The following is a 17,225-nucleotide window of genomic DNA, read 5'->3' on the forward strand; positions in this document are numbered from 1 at the left end:
CATCTGAATGTATTCTGGTTGATTTTTATACTCACAACGGCCATTTTTAGGGGATTCGCACCAAAATACGCTCTTAGACAAAATTGGCACCCTTTCTGCAATAACCTAAACGCGAGTCCTATTACTTGCATAGATTGCGGTTTGTAGTGAGTGATTAGCTGAATAGATGATCAGTCTCTATGAACCAGTCAATCGGCGTAGATTCGTGTCTTCGGACTCAGGACGATCGGGGCCAATTAACATGCACGAGTTAATTTGATCGTTCTGCATTGAATCTACGCTTCTTTTTCCTCTCTTAATCTAGGAACCTGACGTAGTCGCTTCCACTAGTTGTCCACTCTCTGAGAATGCCCTAATACGCTTAATCGCATATAAAATTTCAGGTCGATCTATGCTTTGCGACTTTAGATAAGTTTCTAATTCGTTAATAAATAAAGTATCTGTCCACTCGTGACGCGGACGAGAACGAACAAAGTCACTATAAATTCGATGCCCGAGAGACTCAATCATTTGCTTGTTGAGCCTTTCCATTAAGAATTTATGTACGCCTTGATTAATTTTGTTTTGTACTTCCTCGATCTGTTTCGCTTCAAATTTGATCGCATTCAATTGCTGAATTAACGAATCACGCCATTCAATTTTTTGCTGGATACTCGTTTCTGTATCTTGCTGAGTATTTTCTGCCAGCAATTGTAATGTTGTATCCAATTGAATTTCAGTAAGTTTCTTATATAAAGCAACATGATTGGCAATTTGTTCATCGTACAAAGCAAGGCGTCGCTCGTAATGAGCGTCTTCTTCACTATGAAGCAAGTAAATTTTATCTAAACTTAAGATCGCTAAGGCAAACACTACTAAGAGAGCCATTAGTGCGCCAAAAACGGGAGCGTTAATTTTTTTTATATGTAATAAAACGGCAAAAAGCGCGGTTAAACCGGCACTGAATAGAATAATAAAAACGGTCATAAGAGCACAATACAATGATTTGAGTTAGGCAACGCTATCACCGCCACCGGGGAAAAACAAATCCTTGAGATGGTGACTGTAGGCAGTGCAAGCATCACTCATAGTAAAAATACCCGCTAGCTTGTCGTGTCGGGTCACTAAAATGCAGTCACAATGGGTATCACTCATGTAATCTAAAACATCGATTAGAGACGTTTGCATATCCACTTGATGGCTTTGTACTGGGCATAAATCCCCCACAGTCAGATCTTCAAAATCAGTGTGGCTGTGCCCTGGCAGTTGAATGCGCTCGAGCTCTCGAAAACTAATGATGCTTAGATCACCGTTTTCCATGATAACAGGGAGATGCCCAACTCCATGCTCTCGCATCATATCTTTAGCATGGGCCATGGGCTGGGTTGCATTAATCGTGAAAGGAAAAGCCGTCATTACATCTTTAACCTTAGGAACACGCTTCATAGCAACCCCTTTCTTGCTTAGTTAGTTTGATGTATCAAATACCCATTTTGGATAGAGCGTCCATAATGTCTCTTAAGATAGCTGATAATTGTGGATGCTGCCCCTCGAAGTCTACCGCTTGCTGCTCTAGGCGATAACTTAGACCTTCATCTTCCTCACCACTCAATACTTTTTGGATATCCGCATCCAGTTGTTTGAGTAAATCTTTTGATTCACTATCCAAAGGCTCTCCTTTAGACAGCGTATCATGCAGTTGCTCTAAGTGTTGTTTTAGTGATTCTTTCATATCGCTCTCCTAGCCTGCATTCAAACAGTATACGTCAAATATCGAAAAAGACTTTGAGTACGCCCTTAATAATAAACCCAAGCATACCCAAGCCCAATGCAAAAAAGAGCACAGCCATGCCAAACTTGCCCGCGTTACTGCGCTTTCCTAAATCCCAAATGATAAACATCATGAAACCGATAACGGCCGCAAGCCCTATCATCAATGCGAGTTCTTCAAACTGCTCGAAATTCATAGCACCACCTACTTGTCAAATGCCGCCATTATAACCAAGGCAGACATGCTCGGCTAATATCAAACTATGAATTATTGACTTGGTCCCAATGGCCAACCAAACGCTACCCATAGTGTTAATAAGCCACCCCATATCAATAAAAATGTAAAGGCATAAGGCAACATCAATGTAAGCAAACGACCCACACTAAGGTCCGATTGGTATTTCTGACCATAAGCCAATACTAACGGAAAATAAGGCATCAACGGCGTGATGATATTGGTACTACTATCAGCCACACGATACGCCCCTTGAACCACTTCTGGCTCGATCCCTAGAATGTAAAATGCAGGCACCAAAATTGGCGCTAATAAACCCCATTTTGCGGAAGCACTGCCAATAAACAAATTTAAAATGGCAGCAAATATCATCAAAAACGCCATAGATAATGCTGCATTTAATTGCCAGGCCTCTAATGTTTTTGCCAAATGAACCGCCAGCACAGGTCCTAAACCACTCCATTTAAACCAAGCAATGAACTGAGCCACGACAAACATTAAAACCAAATAAGGCGCAATATCCTTTATGCCTTGCTCCAATGCTTTAACCCAAGTAGACCATGAGCGAAACATTCCTTGCTGTATGCCAAACACGCTAGCAAGTAATGCAACACTTAGCGCGATCATTGCAACCAAAGAAGCCATAAACGGACCTTGCTTTAAAGAACCTGTTTGTGGATCTCGCAACACCGCACCATCGGGTACGGTTAAAGCCAACCAAGTTGCCATAATCAATACCAAGGCAACCCAAAAACCGCGACCAAGCGTACCTGCATGAGTAGAGACATCATCTTGCTCGCCAACACGAATTAAACTTCCTTTGTTTGCACTTAGGTAAGGTTCCACCCACCAGCGATTAACCAACACCGCTGTGGCTACTATGAGTGGAACGCTCACTAACATGAAATAATAATTACCAAGGATACTGACTTCTTTATTGGCAACTAGAGCAACCGCTTCTGTACTGATACCTGACAACATGGCGTCCACTGGTCCCACCAACAAATTAGCACTGAAGCCTCCGCTCACGCAGGCAAACCCCAAGGCTAAACCCGCGAGAGGATGTCGCCCTTGGGCATAAAATAAGGCGGCACATAAAGGCAATAAAACGACATAGCCCGAATCAACGGCAATTGAAGACATAACACCTAAAAAGGCAATAGCCCATGACATGCTTGCATGGCCCGCACCCTGATTTAATTTCATGATGAGTGTTCGCAATAATCCGCTGCGTTCTGCCAAGGAAAAAGCAAGTGCCATAATCACAACTGGGCCGACAGGAGCGAAGCTCATGAAATTATCCACAAGTGAACTTAAAATAAAGCGCAAGCCATCAGCAGAAATTAAACTATTCACAGCAAGAACTTTCAGATCGCTTGGATGCTGAGCCTGCCAATTGAAAGCCTGACCCACAGCGCTCAGAATCAATACAATAAGCAAAAGATAAATGAACAATGCCATAGGGTGTGGAATGACACTGGCTTTGCGTTCAATAGAAAACAACCAACGCTGTACATTCATGTCGTATTCTTTCCTTGGGATAATCACTGCAGTCTGACAAGGCTATTGGGGATTTGCAATTACACAATGTACACTTACGCAATGGATAAAGTAGAAGCAATCGTCGTTGGCGCTGGTGCTGTTGGGCTTGCTATTGCCAGAGCAATAAGCTCAACATTAAATGATGTCGTCATCATCGACCAACATTCTCAATTCGGAAGTGAAACCAGTTCTCGCAATAGCGAAGTCATTCATGCTGGGATTTACTACCCAAACAATACGCTAAAAGCGGAGACTTGCGTCAGAGGTAAGCACTTACTCTATGATTATTGCCAGCAATTTAACATACCCCATCGAGCTATCGGCAAATTAATCATCGCGTTTAATCCAGCAGAAGTTCAGCAGTTGGAGACATTGCATCAACAAGCCTTACAAAATGGCGTGACGGATTTACAATGGCTAGACGCCAAACAACTCAAAAAGTATGAACCAGATTTAAACGGTCATGCTGCGCTTTTCAGTCCGAGCACAGGCATTCTCGATAGCCACACGTACATGCAAACCTTGCTCACCCATGCTCAGCAGCGTGGCACTATGTTCATTGGCCAAACTCGATTTTTACATGCTTCTTTCCAAGTCAATCACTGGGTAGTTAAGTTTCAAAACCCAGATGGCAGTATTGGTGAGATTGCCAGTCAATGGCTCATCAACAGTGCAGGATTGGGCGCGCAAGCATGTGCTCAGCAAATTGACGGGATAACTCCATCTCTTATTCCGCCTCTTTATTTGTGTCGAGGCCATTACTTTACCTACAGTGGTCGCAATCCTTTTAAGCACTTGATTTATCCTGTACCAGAAAAAAATCAGACGGGCTTGGGTATCCACAGCACACAAGACTTGGCTGGCCAGCTGCGTTTTGGCCCAGATAGCCAATACATTGAAGATCTGGATTACGAGGTAAATAGTGCTTTAAAAGCAGATTTTATCGACGCCATAAAGCGTTATTGGCCCAAGCTTGATGAGGACAAACTGCATGCTGGCTACTCGGGAATACGCCCCAAACTGCAAGCACCTGGTGATTCAAGCAAAGACTTCATCATACAAAGCAGTCGTGAGCACGGCCTACCTAACCTAGTTCAGCTTTTTGGCATAGAAAGTCCCGGGTTAACCGCCAGTTTAGCTTTAGCAGAGCGGGTTCACGCGCTAATAGCCAGCAAATAGGTTAATTACTTTAAATCTGGCGAATAATATCCACCACTAAAAAGTATTTACAGATCAATCACCTATATGGATATTAGAGCTTTAACTCTAATATCCATGGCGAATTTCGAACAAGAGTACTAGAAAAAAAGAAAATCGTGCATACAATGGCCTCGCATTCAACGAGAGGAGTGAGCATGATCAAGAATCAAGCAACAGCTGATACGTCCATTATTGAGCAGCCAGTGCCCGCGGCTGATACTCGTATTAGCACGATTCTGCCTGCTTCCACTGCCATGCCTATTCACTGTGATTTATGCGATGAAGAGCACAATTATTCGATGGCATTTCTAAGAGGTTTACCCAGTTTAAAGTGTAAACAATGCGGTGACGAACGCCGTTTCTCTTCGTTGGAGCTTAAAGTGCTAGAAGAAGCACTTAAACAAATGGGATATTACATTCGCACGGCTTAACGCCGTGCACCTCAATTAAAGCAATACACTTGTCTATTTACGAGATTGCTCTACAGCGTTCGCCAGCGTCGCCAACAGCTCTTCCGTATCTGGCCAACCGATACATGCATCAGTGATGCTTTGACCATAGTGTAAACTGCCTTTGTCTTCTAAATCCTGACGTCCTTCTTCTAGGTGACTTTCCACCATCACCCCCATAATTGGACTATCGCCCTTCGCTATCTGACGAGCAACATCTGTAGCCACTTCCATTTGCTTTTTAAACTGCTTTTGACTATTGGCATGACTGAAGTCCACCATAATATTCTGCGGCAGGTTTTTCTTTTCTAAATCTTTAGCAATTGCCGTCACGCTCTCTTCATCATAGTTTGGCTCTTTACCACCACGTAAAATGATGTGGCAATCAGGATTTCCTTCCGTTTCAACAATCGCACTATGACCAAACTTTGTCACTGATAAAAAATGGTGAGAAGCAGCAGCTGCGCCAATGGCATCCAAAGCAATTTTACTTGTGCCATCAGTACCGTTTTTAAAACCGACTGGGCAGGATAAACCGGATGCCAATTCACGATGCACTTGAGATTCTGTCGTACGCGCACCAATGGCTCCCCAACAGATTAAGTCTGCGATGTACTGGGGCGTAATCATATCGAGAAATTCGGTTGCTGCGGGCATGCCCATATCATTGAGATCCAACAATAGCTTTCGCGCCAAACGCAAACCATCGTTGATGGCAAAACTATTATCCAAGTACGGATCATTAATTAAGCCTTTCCAGCCCACAGTAGTACGAGGCTTTTCAAAATACACACGCATGACGATATTTAATTGATCTTTGTATTTCTCACGCATGCGGATTAGGCGCCCAGCGTACTCAAGTGCAGCTTGAGGGTCATGAATCGAACATGGACCAATAATCACAAGTAATCGATCATCTTTGTTTTGTAAACGAGATTGTATGTCGCTACGAGCCTGGGCTACTGTATCGGCCGCCTCACTAGACAATGGGAATTTTTCGAGTAACGCGATGGGGGGTAACAATTCTTTAACATTTCGAATGCGTAAATCGTCAGTTTGTGCGTGCATAGATAGTTACTACTTGTTTTGTATTAAGTCTGGGAACCATATCAGATTGATCGAAGGGTGCCTATTAGTCTCTTGCTATCATGCAGATAACAAGAAACTAATAAAGGAGGAATTACTCGGTGGGTACGTCAATTTTTAAAATCAATGACACTTGACGCTCTAACATTTGACGTAGCGCGACTTTATCAATGTCTTCTGGCTCAACCAAAAGACACTCGTACTCAACACGACGCAATGTACTAATTAGGATTTGCGCATCTTCTTTTGGATGTGAACTGTGTACAAGGTTCAGGAATTCAATCAGTTTATCTTCAAGGGCTTTTGCATGCTGACTGGCTAAACCTCTTAAATTGTCATTCAACAAAGCTTCATAGCGAAACGCTTGATCCGCTACAGCCATGTCTCGACTGTGGGTGGTTTTTTCCATCACATAAGCCATTAACTGCTCAACAATGACTTCTACTAATTTTGGCCCGGTAGTGAGTTCCGCAAGCTTTTTACCATCGGCATTTTCTAGCGGTTCATACATTTTACGAGCAAACACATTAACAATGGTCTGGGCCTTCTCTGCATAAAGCATGAAGGTATCACTGATTAATTCTTGAATATCTTTAAAATAATAAGTCGTCGCAGCCAGCGGGACGTCCGCTTCTTTCGCCACGTTTCGGTGGCGGATAGCACGTACACCGTCCTTCACCACAATACGTAGTGCAGCCTCTAAAATTGCCCGGCGACGTTGCTCACTACCTGCCCGTGAGGTTTTACGACCTCGATACTGAATTTGCGAATCGGTCGATTCACTGCCTACAGTCTCGGTCTGTCTTAACTCAGATTGGTGAGTTTTTTCTAGTACACTCATGATTCAGAATCCATGTCTATTGGTTTGAATGTAGCCTCAAACCCGAACCCGGCGGCTCGTTGATTTATTATATTTTTTATAGTGCCTTTAGATTACCCCATAAGAACTGAAAAGCAATTGCTATCAGGGCAATTTACAACCTCTTTTTTAGAGTAAAAATTCGAAATTTTGTTTTTAAATTCAGCTGTTTACCAATTTGGCCCAAAAATTGATTCTTTTTTTACAAGGCGTTCGAAATATCAAAAGCGGCAAACATTGTCGGTGAAAATAGATTCACTTTTTGAGTAATAAATAAGGTCATTCAGCTATGGATATTATGGGGTTATCAAAACGCATGTTTGATCACTTGGGGCAAATGAGTCCCAAGCGTGCTGAGGCAACAAATACTACATCTGCAATCGATCAATCAGCAAAGCCCACACAAGTATTAACGGGTTCTATCAGCCAACAGTTGCAACAGATAGCGCAACGTTTTGATGTGAGATCCTTAGAAGTCAGTGATGTTATTCCACTGCAGCAAGCACTAAAAGACTCTGGTCTCATCAATGACACACAAGTGCGCGCTCAAGGTATGCTGACACAAATGGCTTATCACCATTATGAATCGGGACCAATGAACCTAGAGTCATCATTACAAGAGCATGTGGGACGTATGCGAGAACGCCCTACAGTTCTTGCTGATCACCGCGAAAGTCAGCACTTAATGAATATCATTAAAAACCTGCAAAGCGCTCGGGCAGAGATCGACGCGGCCTAAAGTTAAGTATTAAACCGCCTCTGCTAGCAGTCGTTCAACTGTTTGCTTGAGTTGATCTTCATCTGCCGGTTTTATGAGGTAATCTTTTGCGCCCTGACGCTTGCCCCACATAATATCGGTTTCTTGATCTTTACTCGTAACAATAACAACTGGGATGTGGGCCGTTTTAGGATCTTTGCTTATTTTTCGCGTAGCTTGAAAGCCATTCATCTTAGGCATGACGACATCCATCAATACAAGATCAGGCAGCAGCTCGATAGCTTTCGCCACACCCTCTTCACCGTCTTCTGCACAGTGAACCGTATGTCCCTGTTTCTCAAGGATCTTTTTATGACCCTCCATCATTGTACTGGAGTCGTCAACAATCAGTATTGTGGCCATAAGCACCTCATTCTTTTTCGTTATTATTATTCTTATAAGTGCGCACCAAAATCATGCAAAAGCATTAATTCATACGGGTGCAGTTTCTATTATCAATTTGATACAGTTTAGCCCTCAGTGACGTGCTTCGTCTACTGGGTCGTAATACCAGAGAGCACCAATGATATCGCGATCACACTATCACTGAACTTCATACTATCCATCACTGGGCTGCCCTAACAGTTATTAATTCATGTACAAAATCACTCAACAGCCCAAATACTCGTGATTGAGAAACACCCACACAATGGCGCTGATCAGGGTGGTCAATACCGCTAAGCCAAGTGTCAAAAGGATGCGGCGAGGCCATGGGGATTCTTGAGGTTGGGAAGAGAGAAGCAAATCTCGCTGAGCTTCGAGCAGTAATTGAGTATCTTTTCCGGCATGCTCGATGAGGTGCCACGCGGCCTCACGCCACATAGGATGGCTTTTTCCTTGACGCAGTATCAGAATCGCTTCTTGAATACGAAATCTGCGGCTGGGCGTTACCTTAGAGGCTTGAGTCGACTTCATGCAAAAGGGCTTCCTGTCGTTCTTGCATTTGCCGCTGTAAGTCAAAACGCCATAAATTCTGAATCTGCATAAGATCCAGCGCCCCTTGGTAGCTATGTTCTAAACACGCTCGGATGCGGACTTTAACGTCTTGCATGCCATGTTTGCTTTGCTCTTGACGGCAAGTACTGATGACCTCTGCGACACGGTTCTTGAATGCATCAAAATCAGGACTAAATGTGGCTTCGTCTAGTTCAATAGCAAACTCATCCTGAAAGTGATCAACAATTTGTTGCAGCCAAAGATTGAGACAGGCTTGCTCATCACTAAGTTGCGTGGCCTTTTCAGCCCGCGCCAATACCTCATCAATGGACTGCGCCAACTCAAACTGAGTCGTGGCGTCTAAGGTCATGTATTTGGGTAATTCTGTTTGGTCTTTTTTTGCAGACATGTCAGCCCCCTTCAACGTAGGCTCTATCACCTACTAAGCAAAGGTTATTAAAGTTGTCGCGTCAAACGCCGATTTAAATAGTGAGTACTCTCGCGATATCATGGACTAAACTGAATTCATGGCAGAATTAGATTCACCGTCCAAAAACGGTAAAAAGAATAATAAGGGGCCAGGTCTAGTGGACATTGAGACCTGGTTCAATTTATTCCTACAAAAACTCTTCCCCGTATGGTATTGCGTGCGATACGTCGCAGAAATGCCCATGGAATACTTGGGCGATATCAATCCCAAAAGCTTTTTGTGCCATCGTTGGCTAAGCATTTCCGACGTTAACCATGCTGCGGCCAACTCCCTTGAGCACGCTGGTGATAGTTGGAAAGACTGTGCTGGACTACTTAGAAAGATACATAGAACCAAAAGCTATAAACGTTATCTATCGATCAGAAATGTAACAGCGGTGCAATCCAGCGTCGTTGACGAGAATTACGAAAGCCTTTACGAATACGGCGAAGCCGAATGTAAAGACATACCAAACCACCATGCCGAACACTTTGACGCATTGTCATTCGAATTATTTGGTGACAAAACCAAGCATTACCCCTTTGTTTATCGCGAAGTCGATGGGCGTTACTACTATCGGAATACCGAAGAGCCAAGAAAATTCGCAGCTCTGCTTATGCATTGTCGTAATAAACAACGAGATTTAATGGTAAAAGCAGACATTGAAGTGCAATCTGTTGACATGCGTGTCGTTGAAATCATGCGCAGTCGATACTGGTTATTGCTGATGAAACGAGATAGTGCTTACCAAATAGCCTATCTCGTGAGGGCCGCCAAAATACACTGCCAAATCGCCGAATTCGAATGGCGACGCAGCGACTTGGTATTTTTGGTTCTGAGAAAAGACGACTACCGTACTGCGCAAATCGTAGAATCTATGGTTCGGCGGCACTTCCCGCGCAGCGTTATGGACTGGGGGCGCTATTTATGCACCCACAATATTCCGTTCCGAAATCGCTAATTTTTTTATCACGAATGATGATGCGGTTTCTTTCGCTCTCTGCGAGTCACTAAATAGCGATGCCAACTCACCGTTAATAAGCCACCGCTTACGAGAATCAACACAGTCACAATTCCAAGAAGAACAAGATTGTCCATGACGCCCCCTAGCTCCCATATGGATCAGAAATCAAAGACATATATTTATTTATAGTGCATGCACTCCACAGTACAATAAGCCCATAAGAACGATTTAATCTAACTCCACAGCTTAAAAATAAGGTCTTCATTCATGGATCAAAATGCCATCGAAGCCGCTGTCATGCGCCGCTTTCTTCAACACTTAGATACACGTAAAGATGTACAAAATATTGATCTTATGACGTTGGCAGGTTTTTGCCGTAATTGTCTGAGCAAATGGTATCGAGCTGCAGCTGCAGAGCTTGGCCACGAGGTTAGCGATGACGAAGCCCGCCAGTGGGCCTATGGTATGAGCTATGGCGATTGGAAAGCACAATATCAGCAACCTTCAACCGACATGCAAATGGCACTATTTCAACAACAACAAGCATTGCAAAACGAAATGAATGATTTTCGCCAAAGCCTTGAAAGTGGTGAACATGCATTCCAAGCCACGCTAGATCTGGTTGAAAAATGGTATGACGTCACGCCCTGTGCATTTGATAATGGTCTTGATGAGAAAAAAGTGCAAAATGAACAGGGTCAGAATGCGGGAAGCTTAAAGGTATTTGCTCTGGGGCGCCTAAATGGTTTTACTCCAGAACAAGCGTTAAAAGCATTTGGTGAGCATTATCGTGATGTTTTGGCCACACCAGAAGGCACTGACCATCAAAATATTCGCCAATTCATGCGCTACGGCTGGCAAGGTATACACTTCCATGGCGTGCCCATGATGCCAAAAGCCGTTGAGGCGAAATAAAGATCATCGTAAAGTGACTGTTCAATCGCGCACACCAATTTAGTCAAAAGGATCTGTTATGGAACACGCGCAAAATGCTCAAACCGCGCTTCGACTGAAAGCCAGTTTGCATCCTTTTACCTTGCTCGAATTGAACAGTCTCGATCTCGCTGTGATTGAGGCTGATTTAAGTCAGCGCCTTAAGCAAGCGCCAGAGCTACTGAAAAATGCCCCTATTGTCGTAGCCTTACCTCAACAGCCTGTAAGTTTAGACTGGGCACAAAACCTGATGCAGTGTCTTAGGTCTTTAGGATTCATTCCGGTGGGTCTTCGCATAGAACAAGCCCACAATGCCTTGGCAGAGCACCTCAACTTGCCGATTTTCAGTGAAACCACACGTAAAAAACCGACTCAAACGCCAGTATCAACATCACCTAAAGTTGTACAAACCGTGCGCAGCGGTCAACAAGTGGTTAACAGCGACGGCGACGTGATCGTTTTGGGTAATGTGGGACAAGGGGCTGAGGTGCTAGCCAGCGGAAGCATTCACATTCATGGCAATTTGTATGGCCGTGCTTTAGCCGGCATCAATGGCAATGAACAGGCCTGTATCAGTTGTCAGAGTTTTCAGAGCGAATTAATTGCCATATCTGGTCAGTACTTAGTCAGCGATGACTTGCCTCAAGAATACTGGCAAAAGGTCTGTTACATTTCTCTGAATGACGAACGCTTGAATATCAAGAGCATATAAGAAATACTTCAAGAAATACTATAAATACCACGTGCGCATCTTCAGTAATGAACCGCAAAGACGTACGCTCAGGATCACCAACACAGAGTCTTAACATGGCAAAAGTTATCGTTGTCACTTCCGGCAAAGGGGGCGTGGGAAAAACCACAACCAGCGCAGCAATCAGCACTGGACTTGCTTTAAATGGATACAAAACCGTCGTCGTCGATTTTGACGTAGGCCTACGGAATTTGGACCTGATCATGGGCTGCGAACGTCGAGTGGTTTATGACTTTGTGAACGTCATTAACGGCGAAGCTAATCTGAAGCAAACATTGATCAAAGACAAGCGTTGCGAAAACCTATTTATACTGCCGGCAAGCCAAACTCGAGACAAGGACGCATTGAGCGTTGAAGGGGTAGAGAAAGTTCTTGCAGAATTACGCGAACAATTCGATTTTATTATTTGTGACAGCCCTGCTGGTATAGAGCACGGCGCACAAATGGCGCTCTATTTCGCTGATGAAGCGATTATCGTGACCAATCCAGAAGTCAGTTCAGTACGAGATAGTGACCGTATCATTGGTATCCTGCAAAGCAAGAGTAAAAAAGCAGAAGCGGGCGAACAAGTCAAAGAGCACTTACTCTTGTCTCGCTACAATCCCAAACGCGTTGAGGAAGGCGAAATGCTTAGTGTCAATGACGTAGAGGAAATTTTAGCGGTTAATTTATTAGGCGTGATACCTGAATCTCAAGATGTTTTGAAAGCATCTAACCAAGGGACGCCTGTGATTCTGAATCAAGACAGTACCGCTGGCCAAGCGTACAGTGATGCAGTCCTACGCTTAGTAGGAGAAGATATACCACATCGTTTCTTAGAAGCACAGAAGAAAGGATTTTTAGCGCGAGTATTTGGAGGCTAACATGGGATTGTTCAGCTATTTTAAAGACGAACCAAAAGCCAGTGCAAGTGTCGCTAAAGAGCGGTTACAAGTACTCGTCGCCCATGAGCGAAATCAACGCAATGCTCCAGATTTTCTGCCGGATCTGCAACGCGATATCATGGCCGTGATTCAAAAATACATTGAGCTGGATGACGACAGTATTCAAGTTCAGGTAGACAATCATGACCAACTATCTGTACTTGAAGTCAACGTGACCCTCCCCAACTAATTGTTGTCTTGGGTTAACACACAAAGGCCAGTATCATAACTGGCCTTTTTTATTGCTAGAAATAACTGCTATGCCCAATATTCAATGCATCATCGCCGACTACCAAAACCCACAGCACGGATCCGATCTTGTGTTTTTACTCAATAGCTATGCTCTCGATCCAATGGGAGGTGGTGAACCTTTGAATAAAGACGTGCAAGAAGGCTTGCCTCATGCGCTTGCTCAACGTCCCCATGCCATGAGTATTCTATGTTATGTGGATGATCAGCCAGCCGGCTTAATAAATACCTTTGAAGGTTTTTCAACCTTTAAATGTAAACCTCTGATTAATATTCATGACGTGGTTGTGCATAAGGATTTCCGTGGATTAAAGCTCAGCCAAGTCATGCTCGATTATCTGGAAAATATCGCCAGAGAAAAAGGCTGCTGCAAACTGACACTGGAAGTAATAGAAGGCAATAAAGTTGCACAAAACGCCTATAACAAGTTTGGCTTTAGTGGTTATGAGATGGATCCACAATTTGGTCAAGCCATGTTTTGGGAAAAAGCACTTTGATCGATCAGCTAAACACGCTCATTAAAACGATGTTAGCGGATGCCTTTGTCAGCCCTCAAGCATTACCGCAATGTCCGAATATTGAACTGTATCTAGTAGACCCATCTACCATGACGCGGGCTTTCTCTTTGGATGAAATTCGATCCATTTGGGAAAACACCGCGTATTGGGCCTTTTGCTGGGCTAGTGGCCAGGTTTTAGCGAAATATATTCTTGATCACCCCGAATGGGTACGTGGTAAACGTGTTTTAGATTTCGGCGCTGGGTCTGGTATTGTTGCCATAGCCGCAAAAAAAGCCGGCGCGACTAGTGTCATAGCTTGCGACATTGACCCAGATGCTTTAATCAGCTGCCAAGCTAACGCTCAATTAAACAACATAGAACTTATTACCAGCGATGATCTATTCGCGCTTGATAAACATAGCTTTGACTGCTTGATTGCAGCCGATGTTTTATACGATAGAAGCAACCTGAGTTTTCTAGATCAGTTCTTCGACTATGCGCCAGAGGTTCTGTTAGCCGATTCTCGAATCAAGGACTTTAGTCACACTCACTATACTCACTTAAACAGAATCGAATCATTCACTGTGCCCGACCTTGATGAGTTGGACGAGTTTCGCTGGGTTAATTTGTATCAGGGCAAACGGTAATTGGAGTAGACCTTATGCATTCAATCACATCTACGTTGGAGTTTGCTCAGCAAACCGCTAGGGAAGCAGGTGAATTAATAAAACGGTTACGTCAAAGTGAGTTACGCACAGATTTTAAAAAAGGTATCGAACTGGTTACCAATGCCGATACCGAAGCGGATCGCTTTATTCGTCAATGCATAGAGCGTGAATACCCTGATCACCAAATACTGGCAGAAGAAAGTAATCCAGATTTGGATAGCATTGAGTTTGATGGTCGCTGTGTCTGGGTCGTAGATCCCATTGATGGCACTGTGAACTATGCCCATAATCATGCTCAAGTTGCCGTTAGTATTGCACTAATCATTGATGGCAATATCGAAATTGGCGTTGTATATAACCCGTTTACGGACGAGCTTTTTCACGCTCAAAAATCCAAAGGTGCATTTCTCAATAATCGACCTATCAGTGCCAGTGATAAACAAGATTTAGAACGTGCGATCATAGCAACAGGCTTTCCATACAACAAACAAGCCCAGTTACCAATATTAATAAACCGACTACACAAAGTCCTACAACATGTGGCTGATGTAAGACGATTAGGTAGTGCTGCGCTAGACATTTGCTGGGTCGCCTGCGGTCGACTGGATGCCTATTATGAAAGCGTCAGTTTGTGGGATTGTGCAGCAGGCTTACTCATTGCTTCGGAAGCCGGCGTACAATGTGGCCATTTCATCAAACCGGAATCCACGCAGTACGCTCACTTAGAATCGAAACACTTATTATTGTCCAACCACCAACTCTACCCAGCTATAGAAGAGATTCTACGAAACACTTAACTTGCTTTGCGTTTTTAAAACTATTGAGACTTGTCATCAGCCATTAATTCATAAGCGCGCAAACGGACTTGCTCGTTTTCGTCAAACTGACTTTTTAAGTCATCGATGGCGCTGCTTTTTTCTGAGGCAGTTAATTGCTGGTTTTCCAATATCCTACTACGCTCTGATAGATAAACGTTCACTTCATCAATAAACTGATTACGTTTCTCTTCTACTTGTTGCAACCGAATAGCAGCTTCTTGTCCAAATTCTTGCTGATGATACTCAAATATTTCATCTTCAGTTTTTCCACTTTGTCGATATTCCTGCGTTTGTTTATATACATCACTGATATGTTGCGTTTCTTTGTGTAGCTGCCTAACTTCCTGCGGCAAACTATTTTTTAATGATTCAATTTGTGCTTGTTGCTGCGCTTGCGTGAGTTGAGTGTTATTCAGAATCTGTAAACGACTAAGCATGTACTCATCATACGATTCATCAAAACCAAAGAACGCATTAACCGCCTCCTCGGATAAATATTGACGTCTCACTGACTGCATATCATATAAACGCTGACGCATGGCTTCGATGTCTTGTATTTCATACATGGCAGGAGCTTCTGCTGCTTGCTCTAAAGCAATTAATGCCTTTTTATAACTAATGTAATTGTCGAGAAGCTGTAACGCTTGGGATTGGGCAGGTTCTTGCAGCTGGCTACGAATATCTGCTTGGATAAGCTGAATAATTTCAGCCAACTCTAGCTCCCCTAGTGTTGAAAGAAAGTATTCAAAACGATCTCGAATGCGGTCACTTAAAATTAACTGGCCCTGTTCATCTACTGGATAGGCACCATCAGTATCTGTGCCTTTTAGCGACAAGCTTTGTTTTTTCTCGTACGACAGAACCTCTTTAGGTGAAGATAGAATGTGTTTGGCAACATCCTTGCCTTGGATTAATGTGTCTGACAATGGTTTTTGGTTATTGTCGTCCAGCTCAACCACAGTGACCGACTGCTTGATCGCCAAAAGCGATAAAATAACCACTGCACAAAATACCAACCATTTCCACATAGGCTGACGGCTCCCCTAACCTGATTAGTAGACACAAAAAAGCCAAGGCCGATAGCTCGACCTTGGCTTTGATGAGACCTTAAAGACCAGCTTTTTTCAAGCGGTTCGCATGATTGCGATAAGTTGTAACTGGATCTGTTTCAAATAAATGATGAATCCCCAGCACTTGGTTAACTTCGTCCAAGTGATTCATTCGATAATCATCACGAATGACTTGCCCTAAGCGACTATCACAGCTTCCTACAAGCCCATCATTTTTCTCTGAACCAAAGGTCAATGCAGTGAGCCCCATAGCTGTATCAGAAATATCCAGAACATTCGTGACTGGACTACCGCCACTCCAGGAATAGTAACGAATGCCATTCACTACATAATCCCCTTCACCACATGCCGTAGTAGGAACACCTTGAGGATGTTGAGCATTGAACGCTAGAGCACCCTCAGTTGAGAGTGAAGTCAAAGCACCCAAAGCGTCTGGGGTGTATCCACCACCACTCAAAAAATCCAACACAGAAGAGAACGCATTCACGATGGATAGTGCGAGCCCCTCTAAAGCTGAACCTTCTGGAATCTGACGAAGGAAATCTGCTGTATTTGAACCCTTGTTCACACCAGCAACAGTAGTAACAGAGGCGACCAAATCAGGTCGTACAGAGGCGACATAGCGAATGGTCGGACCGCCATGGGAGTGGCCAATTAAATTTACTTTGTTTGCTCCGCTCACAGCGATAATGTTTTCGATTTGAGCAATAAGTTGCTCACCACGGACTTCCGTAAAGTTCGTATTACTCACCTGAGTCACGTAAACCTTAGCACCGTCTTTGCGTAAGGCGGCTGGAATTTTGTACCAGTACTCAACGCCCAACAGTTCATCAAAGCCTAATAAACCATGTGCAAATACAATGGGATATTTTGTTTTAGTGTAAGTAGATTGAAACCAAGAATCCCAAAACCAAGCTTGGCTTTGCGATGCAAAGGTTACGGCTAAAATAAGCGCCATACTTTTTAGAAATTTCATATGCACCAGTCCTATTATTATTGTATTTCGCTCTTTACTGATTCCGTCCTGAGGAGCATTCAGAACAAAGTAGGAACCTTAGAGACGTAAT

23 protein-coding genes are annotated in these 17,225 nt (G+C 43.6%); 11 read left to right on the forward strand and 12 right to left on the reverse strand.

Features of this window, described 5'->3' with window-relative positions:
• Nucleotides 1-300 precede the first annotated feature (300 nt).
• The 5 genes from HF888_RS13255 to HF888_RS13275 all read right to left on the reverse strand — a co-directional run bounded on the left by HF888_RS13255 (nucleotide 301) and on the right by HF888_RS13275 (nucleotide 3,505).
• Complete coding sequence (locus HF888_RS13255; protein ID WP_007018543.1) at nucleotides 301-966, reverse strand: hypothetical protein; 666 nt, start codon at nucleotides 964-966, stop codon at nucleotides 301-303.
• Nucleotides 967-990: 24 nt separating this feature from the next.
• Nucleotides 991-1,425 (reverse strand): CBS domain-containing protein, encoded by a 435-nt coding sequence (locus tag HF888_RS13260; RefSeq protein WP_007018542.1) that lies wholly within the window; start codon nucleotides 1,423-1,425, stop codon nucleotides 991-993.
• Between the two features lie 34 nt (nucleotides 1,426-1,459).
• The gene (locus tag HF888_RS13265; protein ID WP_007018541.1) at nucleotides 1,460-1,711 is read right to left on the reverse strand and encodes a DUF4404 family protein; all 252 of its coding nucleotides are present in this window, start codon (nucleotides 1,709-1,711) and stop codon (nucleotides 1,460-1,462) included.
• A 34-nt stretch (nucleotides 1,712-1,745) separates the two neighbouring features.
• Nucleotides 1,746-1,946, reverse strand: a complete 201-nt coding sequence (locus HF888_RS13270; protein ID WP_007018540.1) for a DUF2788 domain-containing protein — start codon at nucleotides 1,944-1,946, stop codon at nucleotides 1,746-1,748.
• Between the two features lie 71 nt (nucleotides 1,947-2,017).
• Entirely contained in the window at nucleotides 2,018-3,505 is a 1,488-nt protein-coding gene (locus HF888_RS13275) for an AbgT family transporter (RefSeq protein ID WP_007018539.1), read from the reverse strand.
• Between the two features lie 66 nt (nucleotides 3,506-3,571).
• Between HF888_RS13275 and HF888_RS13280 the strand changes: the two genes are divergently transcribed.
• Both HF888_RS13280 and HF888_RS13285 read left to right on the forward strand, forming a co-directional pair.
• Nucleotides 3,572-4,705 carry an NAD(P)/FAD-dependent oxidoreductase gene (locus HF888_RS13280; protein ID WP_207798137.1) on the forward strand — a complete coding sequence of 378 codons (1,134 nt, stop codon included), beginning with the start codon at nucleotides 3,572-3,574 and terminating at the stop codon, nucleotides 4,703-4,705.
• 176 nt (nucleotides 4,706-4,881) lie between these two features.
• Nucleotides 4,882-5,157: a hypothetical protein gene (locus HF888_RS13285; protein WP_007018537.1), complete on the forward strand. Its 276-nt coding sequence runs from the start codon at nucleotides 4,882-4,884 to the stop codon at nucleotides 5,155-5,157.
• Nucleotides 5,158-5,190: 33 nt separating this feature from the next.
• On the opposite strand, the gene aroG is transcribed toward HF888_RS13285, so the two are convergent.
• Both aroG and HF888_RS13295 read right to left on the reverse strand, forming a co-directional pair.
• Nucleotides 5,191-6,243, reverse strand: coding sequence for a 3-deoxy-7-phosphoheptulonate synthase AroG (gene aroG, locus HF888_RS13290; RefSeq protein ID WP_007018536.1), 1,053 nt, complete (start codon nucleotides 6,241-6,243; stop codon nucleotides 5,191-5,193).
• A 112-nt stretch (nucleotides 6,244-6,355) separates the two neighbouring features.
• A complete protein-coding gene (locus tag HF888_RS13295; RefSeq protein WP_007018535.1) occupies nucleotides 6,356-7,102 on the reverse strand; it encodes a TetR/AcrR family transcriptional regulator in 747 nt (248 codons plus the stop codon).
• Between the two features lie 307 nt (nucleotides 7,103-7,409).
• On the opposite strand from HF888_RS13295, the gene HF888_RS13300 reads away from it, so the two are divergent.
• Nucleotides 7,410-7,859 (forward strand): hypothetical protein, encoded by a 450-nt coding sequence (locus HF888_RS13300; protein ID WP_007018534.1) that lies wholly within the window; start codon nucleotides 7,410-7,412, stop codon nucleotides 7,857-7,859.
• Between the two features lie 9 nt (nucleotides 7,860-7,868).
• Here HF888_RS13300 and HF888_RS13305 read toward each other — a convergent pair whose 3' ends face one another.
• From HF888_RS13305 to HF888_RS13315, 3 genes are all read right to left on the reverse strand, one after another.
• On the reverse strand, nucleotides 7,869-8,240 hold the full coding sequence (locus HF888_RS13305; RefSeq protein WP_007018533.1) for a response regulator: 372 nt from the start codon (nucleotides 8,238-8,240) through the stop codon (nucleotides 7,869-7,871).
• Between the two features lie 246 nt (nucleotides 8,241-8,486).
• Nucleotides 8,487-8,792 carry a hypothetical protein gene (locus HF888_RS13310; RefSeq protein WP_007018532.1) on the reverse strand — a complete coding sequence of 102 codons (306 nt, stop codon included), beginning with the start codon at nucleotides 8,790-8,792 and terminating at the stop codon, nucleotides 8,487-8,489.
• Nucleotides 8,770-9,222, reverse strand: a complete 453-nt coding sequence (locus HF888_RS13315; protein WP_007018531.1) for a hypothetical protein — start codon at nucleotides 9,220-9,222, stop codon at nucleotides 8,770-8,772. The genes HF888_RS13310 and HF888_RS13315 overlap by 23 nt, the downstream gene beginning before the upstream one ends.
• A 118-nt stretch (nucleotides 9,223-9,340) precedes the next feature.
• Between HF888_RS13315 and HF888_RS13320 the strand changes: the two genes are divergently transcribed.
• The 8 genes from HF888_RS13320 (at nucleotide 9,341) to HF888_RS13355 (ending at nucleotide 15,067) form a co-directional block, all read left to right on the forward strand.
• Nucleotides 9,341-10,243 carry a hypothetical protein gene (locus HF888_RS13320; protein WP_007018530.1) on the forward strand — a complete coding sequence of 301 codons (903 nt, stop codon included), beginning with the start codon at nucleotides 9,341-9,343 and terminating at the stop codon, nucleotides 10,241-10,243.
• 270 nt (nucleotides 10,244-10,513) lie between these two features.
• Nucleotides 10,514-11,161, forward strand: a complete 648-nt coding sequence (locus HF888_RS16820) for a HopJ type III effector protein (RefSeq protein ID WP_007018529.1) — start codon at nucleotides 10,514-10,516, stop codon at nucleotides 11,159-11,161.
• Between the two features lie 58 nt (nucleotides 11,162-11,219).
• Nucleotides 11,220-11,891 (forward strand): septum site-determining protein MinC, encoded by a 672-nt coding sequence (gene minC, locus HF888_RS13330; RefSeq protein ID WP_007018528.1) that lies wholly within the window; start codon nucleotides 11,220-11,222, stop codon nucleotides 11,889-11,891.
• Between the two features lie 95 nt (nucleotides 11,892-11,986).
• Nucleotides 11,987-12,793, forward strand: coding sequence for a septum site-determining protein MinD (gene minD, locus HF888_RS13335; protein WP_007018527.1), 807 nt, complete (start codon nucleotides 11,987-11,989; stop codon nucleotides 12,791-12,793).
• A 1-nt stretch (nucleotide 12,794) separates the two neighbouring features.
• Complete coding sequence (minE, locus tag HF888_RS13340; protein WP_007018526.1) at nucleotides 12,795-13,043, forward strand: cell division topological specificity factor MinE; 249 nt, start codon at nucleotides 12,795-12,797, stop codon at nucleotides 13,041-13,043.
• Nucleotides 13,044-13,113: 70 nt separating this feature from the next.
• Complete coding sequence (locus HF888_RS13345) at nucleotides 13,114-13,599, forward strand: GNAT family N-acetyltransferase (protein ID WP_007018525.1); 486 nt, start codon at nucleotides 13,114-13,116, stop codon at nucleotides 13,597-13,599.
• Nucleotides 13,596-14,249: a class I SAM-dependent methyltransferase gene (locus tag HF888_RS13350; RefSeq protein ID WP_007018524.1), complete on the forward strand. Its 654-nt coding sequence runs from the start codon at nucleotides 13,596-13,598 to the stop codon at nucleotides 14,247-14,249. The genes HF888_RS13345 and HF888_RS13350 overlap by 4 nt, the downstream gene beginning before the upstream one ends.
• A gap of 14 nt (nucleotides 14,250-14,263) precedes the next feature.
• Entirely contained in the window at nucleotides 14,264-15,067 is an 804-nt protein-coding gene (locus HF888_RS13355) for an inositol monophosphatase family protein (protein WP_007018523.1), read from the forward strand.
• 20 nt (nucleotides 15,068-15,087) lie between these two features.
• On the opposite strand, the gene HF888_RS13360 is transcribed toward HF888_RS13355, so the two are convergent.
• Both HF888_RS13360 and HF888_RS13365 read right to left on the reverse strand, forming a co-directional pair.
• Nucleotides 15,088-16,116: a lipase secretion chaperone gene (locus HF888_RS13360; RefSeq protein ID WP_007018522.1), complete on the reverse strand. Its 1,029-nt coding sequence runs from the start codon at nucleotides 16,114-16,116 to the stop codon at nucleotides 15,088-15,090.
• Nucleotides 16,117-16,195: 79 nt separating this feature from the next.
• Nucleotides 16,196-17,134, reverse strand: coding sequence for a lipase family alpha/beta hydrolase (locus HF888_RS13365; protein ID WP_007018521.1), 939 nt, complete (start codon nucleotides 17,132-17,134; stop codon nucleotides 16,196-16,198).
• Between the last annotated feature and the right edge of the window lie 91 nt (nucleotides 17,135-17,225).

Origin of the sequence: Bermanella marisrubri (genome assembly GCF_012295615.1) — a bacterium.
GTDB classification, from domain to species: Bacteria; Pseudomonadota; Gammaproteobacteria; order Pseudomonadales; family Oceanobacteraceae; genus Bermanella; species Bermanella marisrubri.

Coding starts and splice junctions, on each gene's coding strand:
- minD (WP_007018527.1), top strand. CDS start 11,987: ATGGCAAAAGTTATCGTTGTCACTTCCGGCAAAGGGGGCGTGGGAAAA.
- HF888_RS13265 (WP_007018541.1), bottom strand. CDS start 1,711: ATGAAAGAATCACTAAAACAACACTTAGAGCAACTGCATGATACGCTG.
- minC (WP_007018528.1), top strand. CDS start 11,220: ATGGAACACGCGCAAAATGCTCAAACCGCGCTTCGACTGAAAGCCAGT.
- minE (WP_007018526.1), top strand. CDS start 12,795: ATGGGATTGTTCAGCTATTTTAAAGACGAACCAAAAGCCAGTGCAAGT.
- HF888_RS13345 (WP_007018525.1), top strand. CDS start 13,114: ATGCCCAATATTCAATGCATCATCGCCGACTACCAAAACCCACAGCAC.
- HF888_RS13275 (WP_007018539.1), bottom strand. CDS start 3,505: ATGAATGTACAGCGTTGGTTGTTTTCTATTGAACGCAAAGCCAGTGTC.
- HF888_RS13285 (WP_007018537.1), top strand. CDS start 4,882: ATGATCAAGAATCAAGCAACAGCTGATACGTCCATTATTGAGCAGCCA.
- HF888_RS13320 (WP_007018530.1), top strand. CDS start 9,341: ATGGCAGAATTAGATTCACCGTCCAAAAACGGTAAAAAGAATAATAAG.
- HF888_RS16820 (WP_007018529.1), top strand. CDS start 10,514: ATGGATCAAAATGCCATCGAAGCCGCTGTCATGCGCCGCTTTCTTCAA.
- HF888_RS13305 (WP_007018533.1), bottom strand. CDS start 8,240: ATGGCCACAATACTGATTGTTGACGACTCCAGTACAATGATGGAGGGT.
- HF888_RS13315 (WP_007018531.1), bottom strand. CDS start 9,222: ATGTCTGCAAAAAAAGACCAAACAGAATTACCCAAATACATGACCTTA.
- aroG (WP_007018536.1), bottom strand. CDS start 6,243: ATGCACGCACAAACTGACGATTTACGCATTCGAAATGTTAAAGAATTG.
- HF888_RS13280 (WP_207798137.1), top strand. CDS start 3,572: ATGTACACTTACGCAATGGATAAAGTAGAAGCAATCGTCGTTGGCGCT.
- HF888_RS13260 (WP_007018542.1), bottom strand. CDS start 1,425: ATGAAGCGTGTTCCTAAGGTTAAAGATGTAATGACGGCTTTTCCTTTC.
- HF888_RS13255 (WP_007018543.1), bottom strand. CDS start 966: ATGACCGTTTTTATTATTCTATTCAGTGCCGGTTTAACCGCGCTTTTT.
- HF888_RS13295 (WP_007018535.1), bottom strand. CDS start 7,102: ATGAGTGTACTAGAAAAAACTCACCAATCTGAGTTAAGACAGACCGAG.
- HF888_RS13270 (WP_007018540.1), bottom strand. CDS start 1,946: ATGAATTTCGAGCAGTTTGAAGAACTCGCATTGATGATAGGGCTTGCG.
- HF888_RS13355 (WP_007018523.1), top strand. CDS start 14,264: ATGCATTCAATCACATCTACGTTGGAGTTTGCTCAGCAAACCGCTAGG.
- HF888_RS13310 (WP_007018532.1), bottom strand. CDS start 8,792: ATGAAGTCGACTCAAGCCTCTAAGGTAACGCCCAGCCGCAGATTTCGT.
- HF888_RS13360 (WP_007018522.1), bottom strand. CDS start 16,116: ATGTGGAAATGGTTGGTATTTTGTGCAGTGGTTATTTTATCGCTTTTG.
- HF888_RS13365 (WP_007018521.1), bottom strand. CDS start 17,134: ATGAAATTTCTAAAAAGTATGGCGCTTATTTTAGCCGTAACCTTTGCA.
- HF888_RS13300 (WP_007018534.1), top strand. CDS start 7,410: ATGGATATTATGGGGTTATCAAAACGCATGTTTGATCACTTGGGGCAA.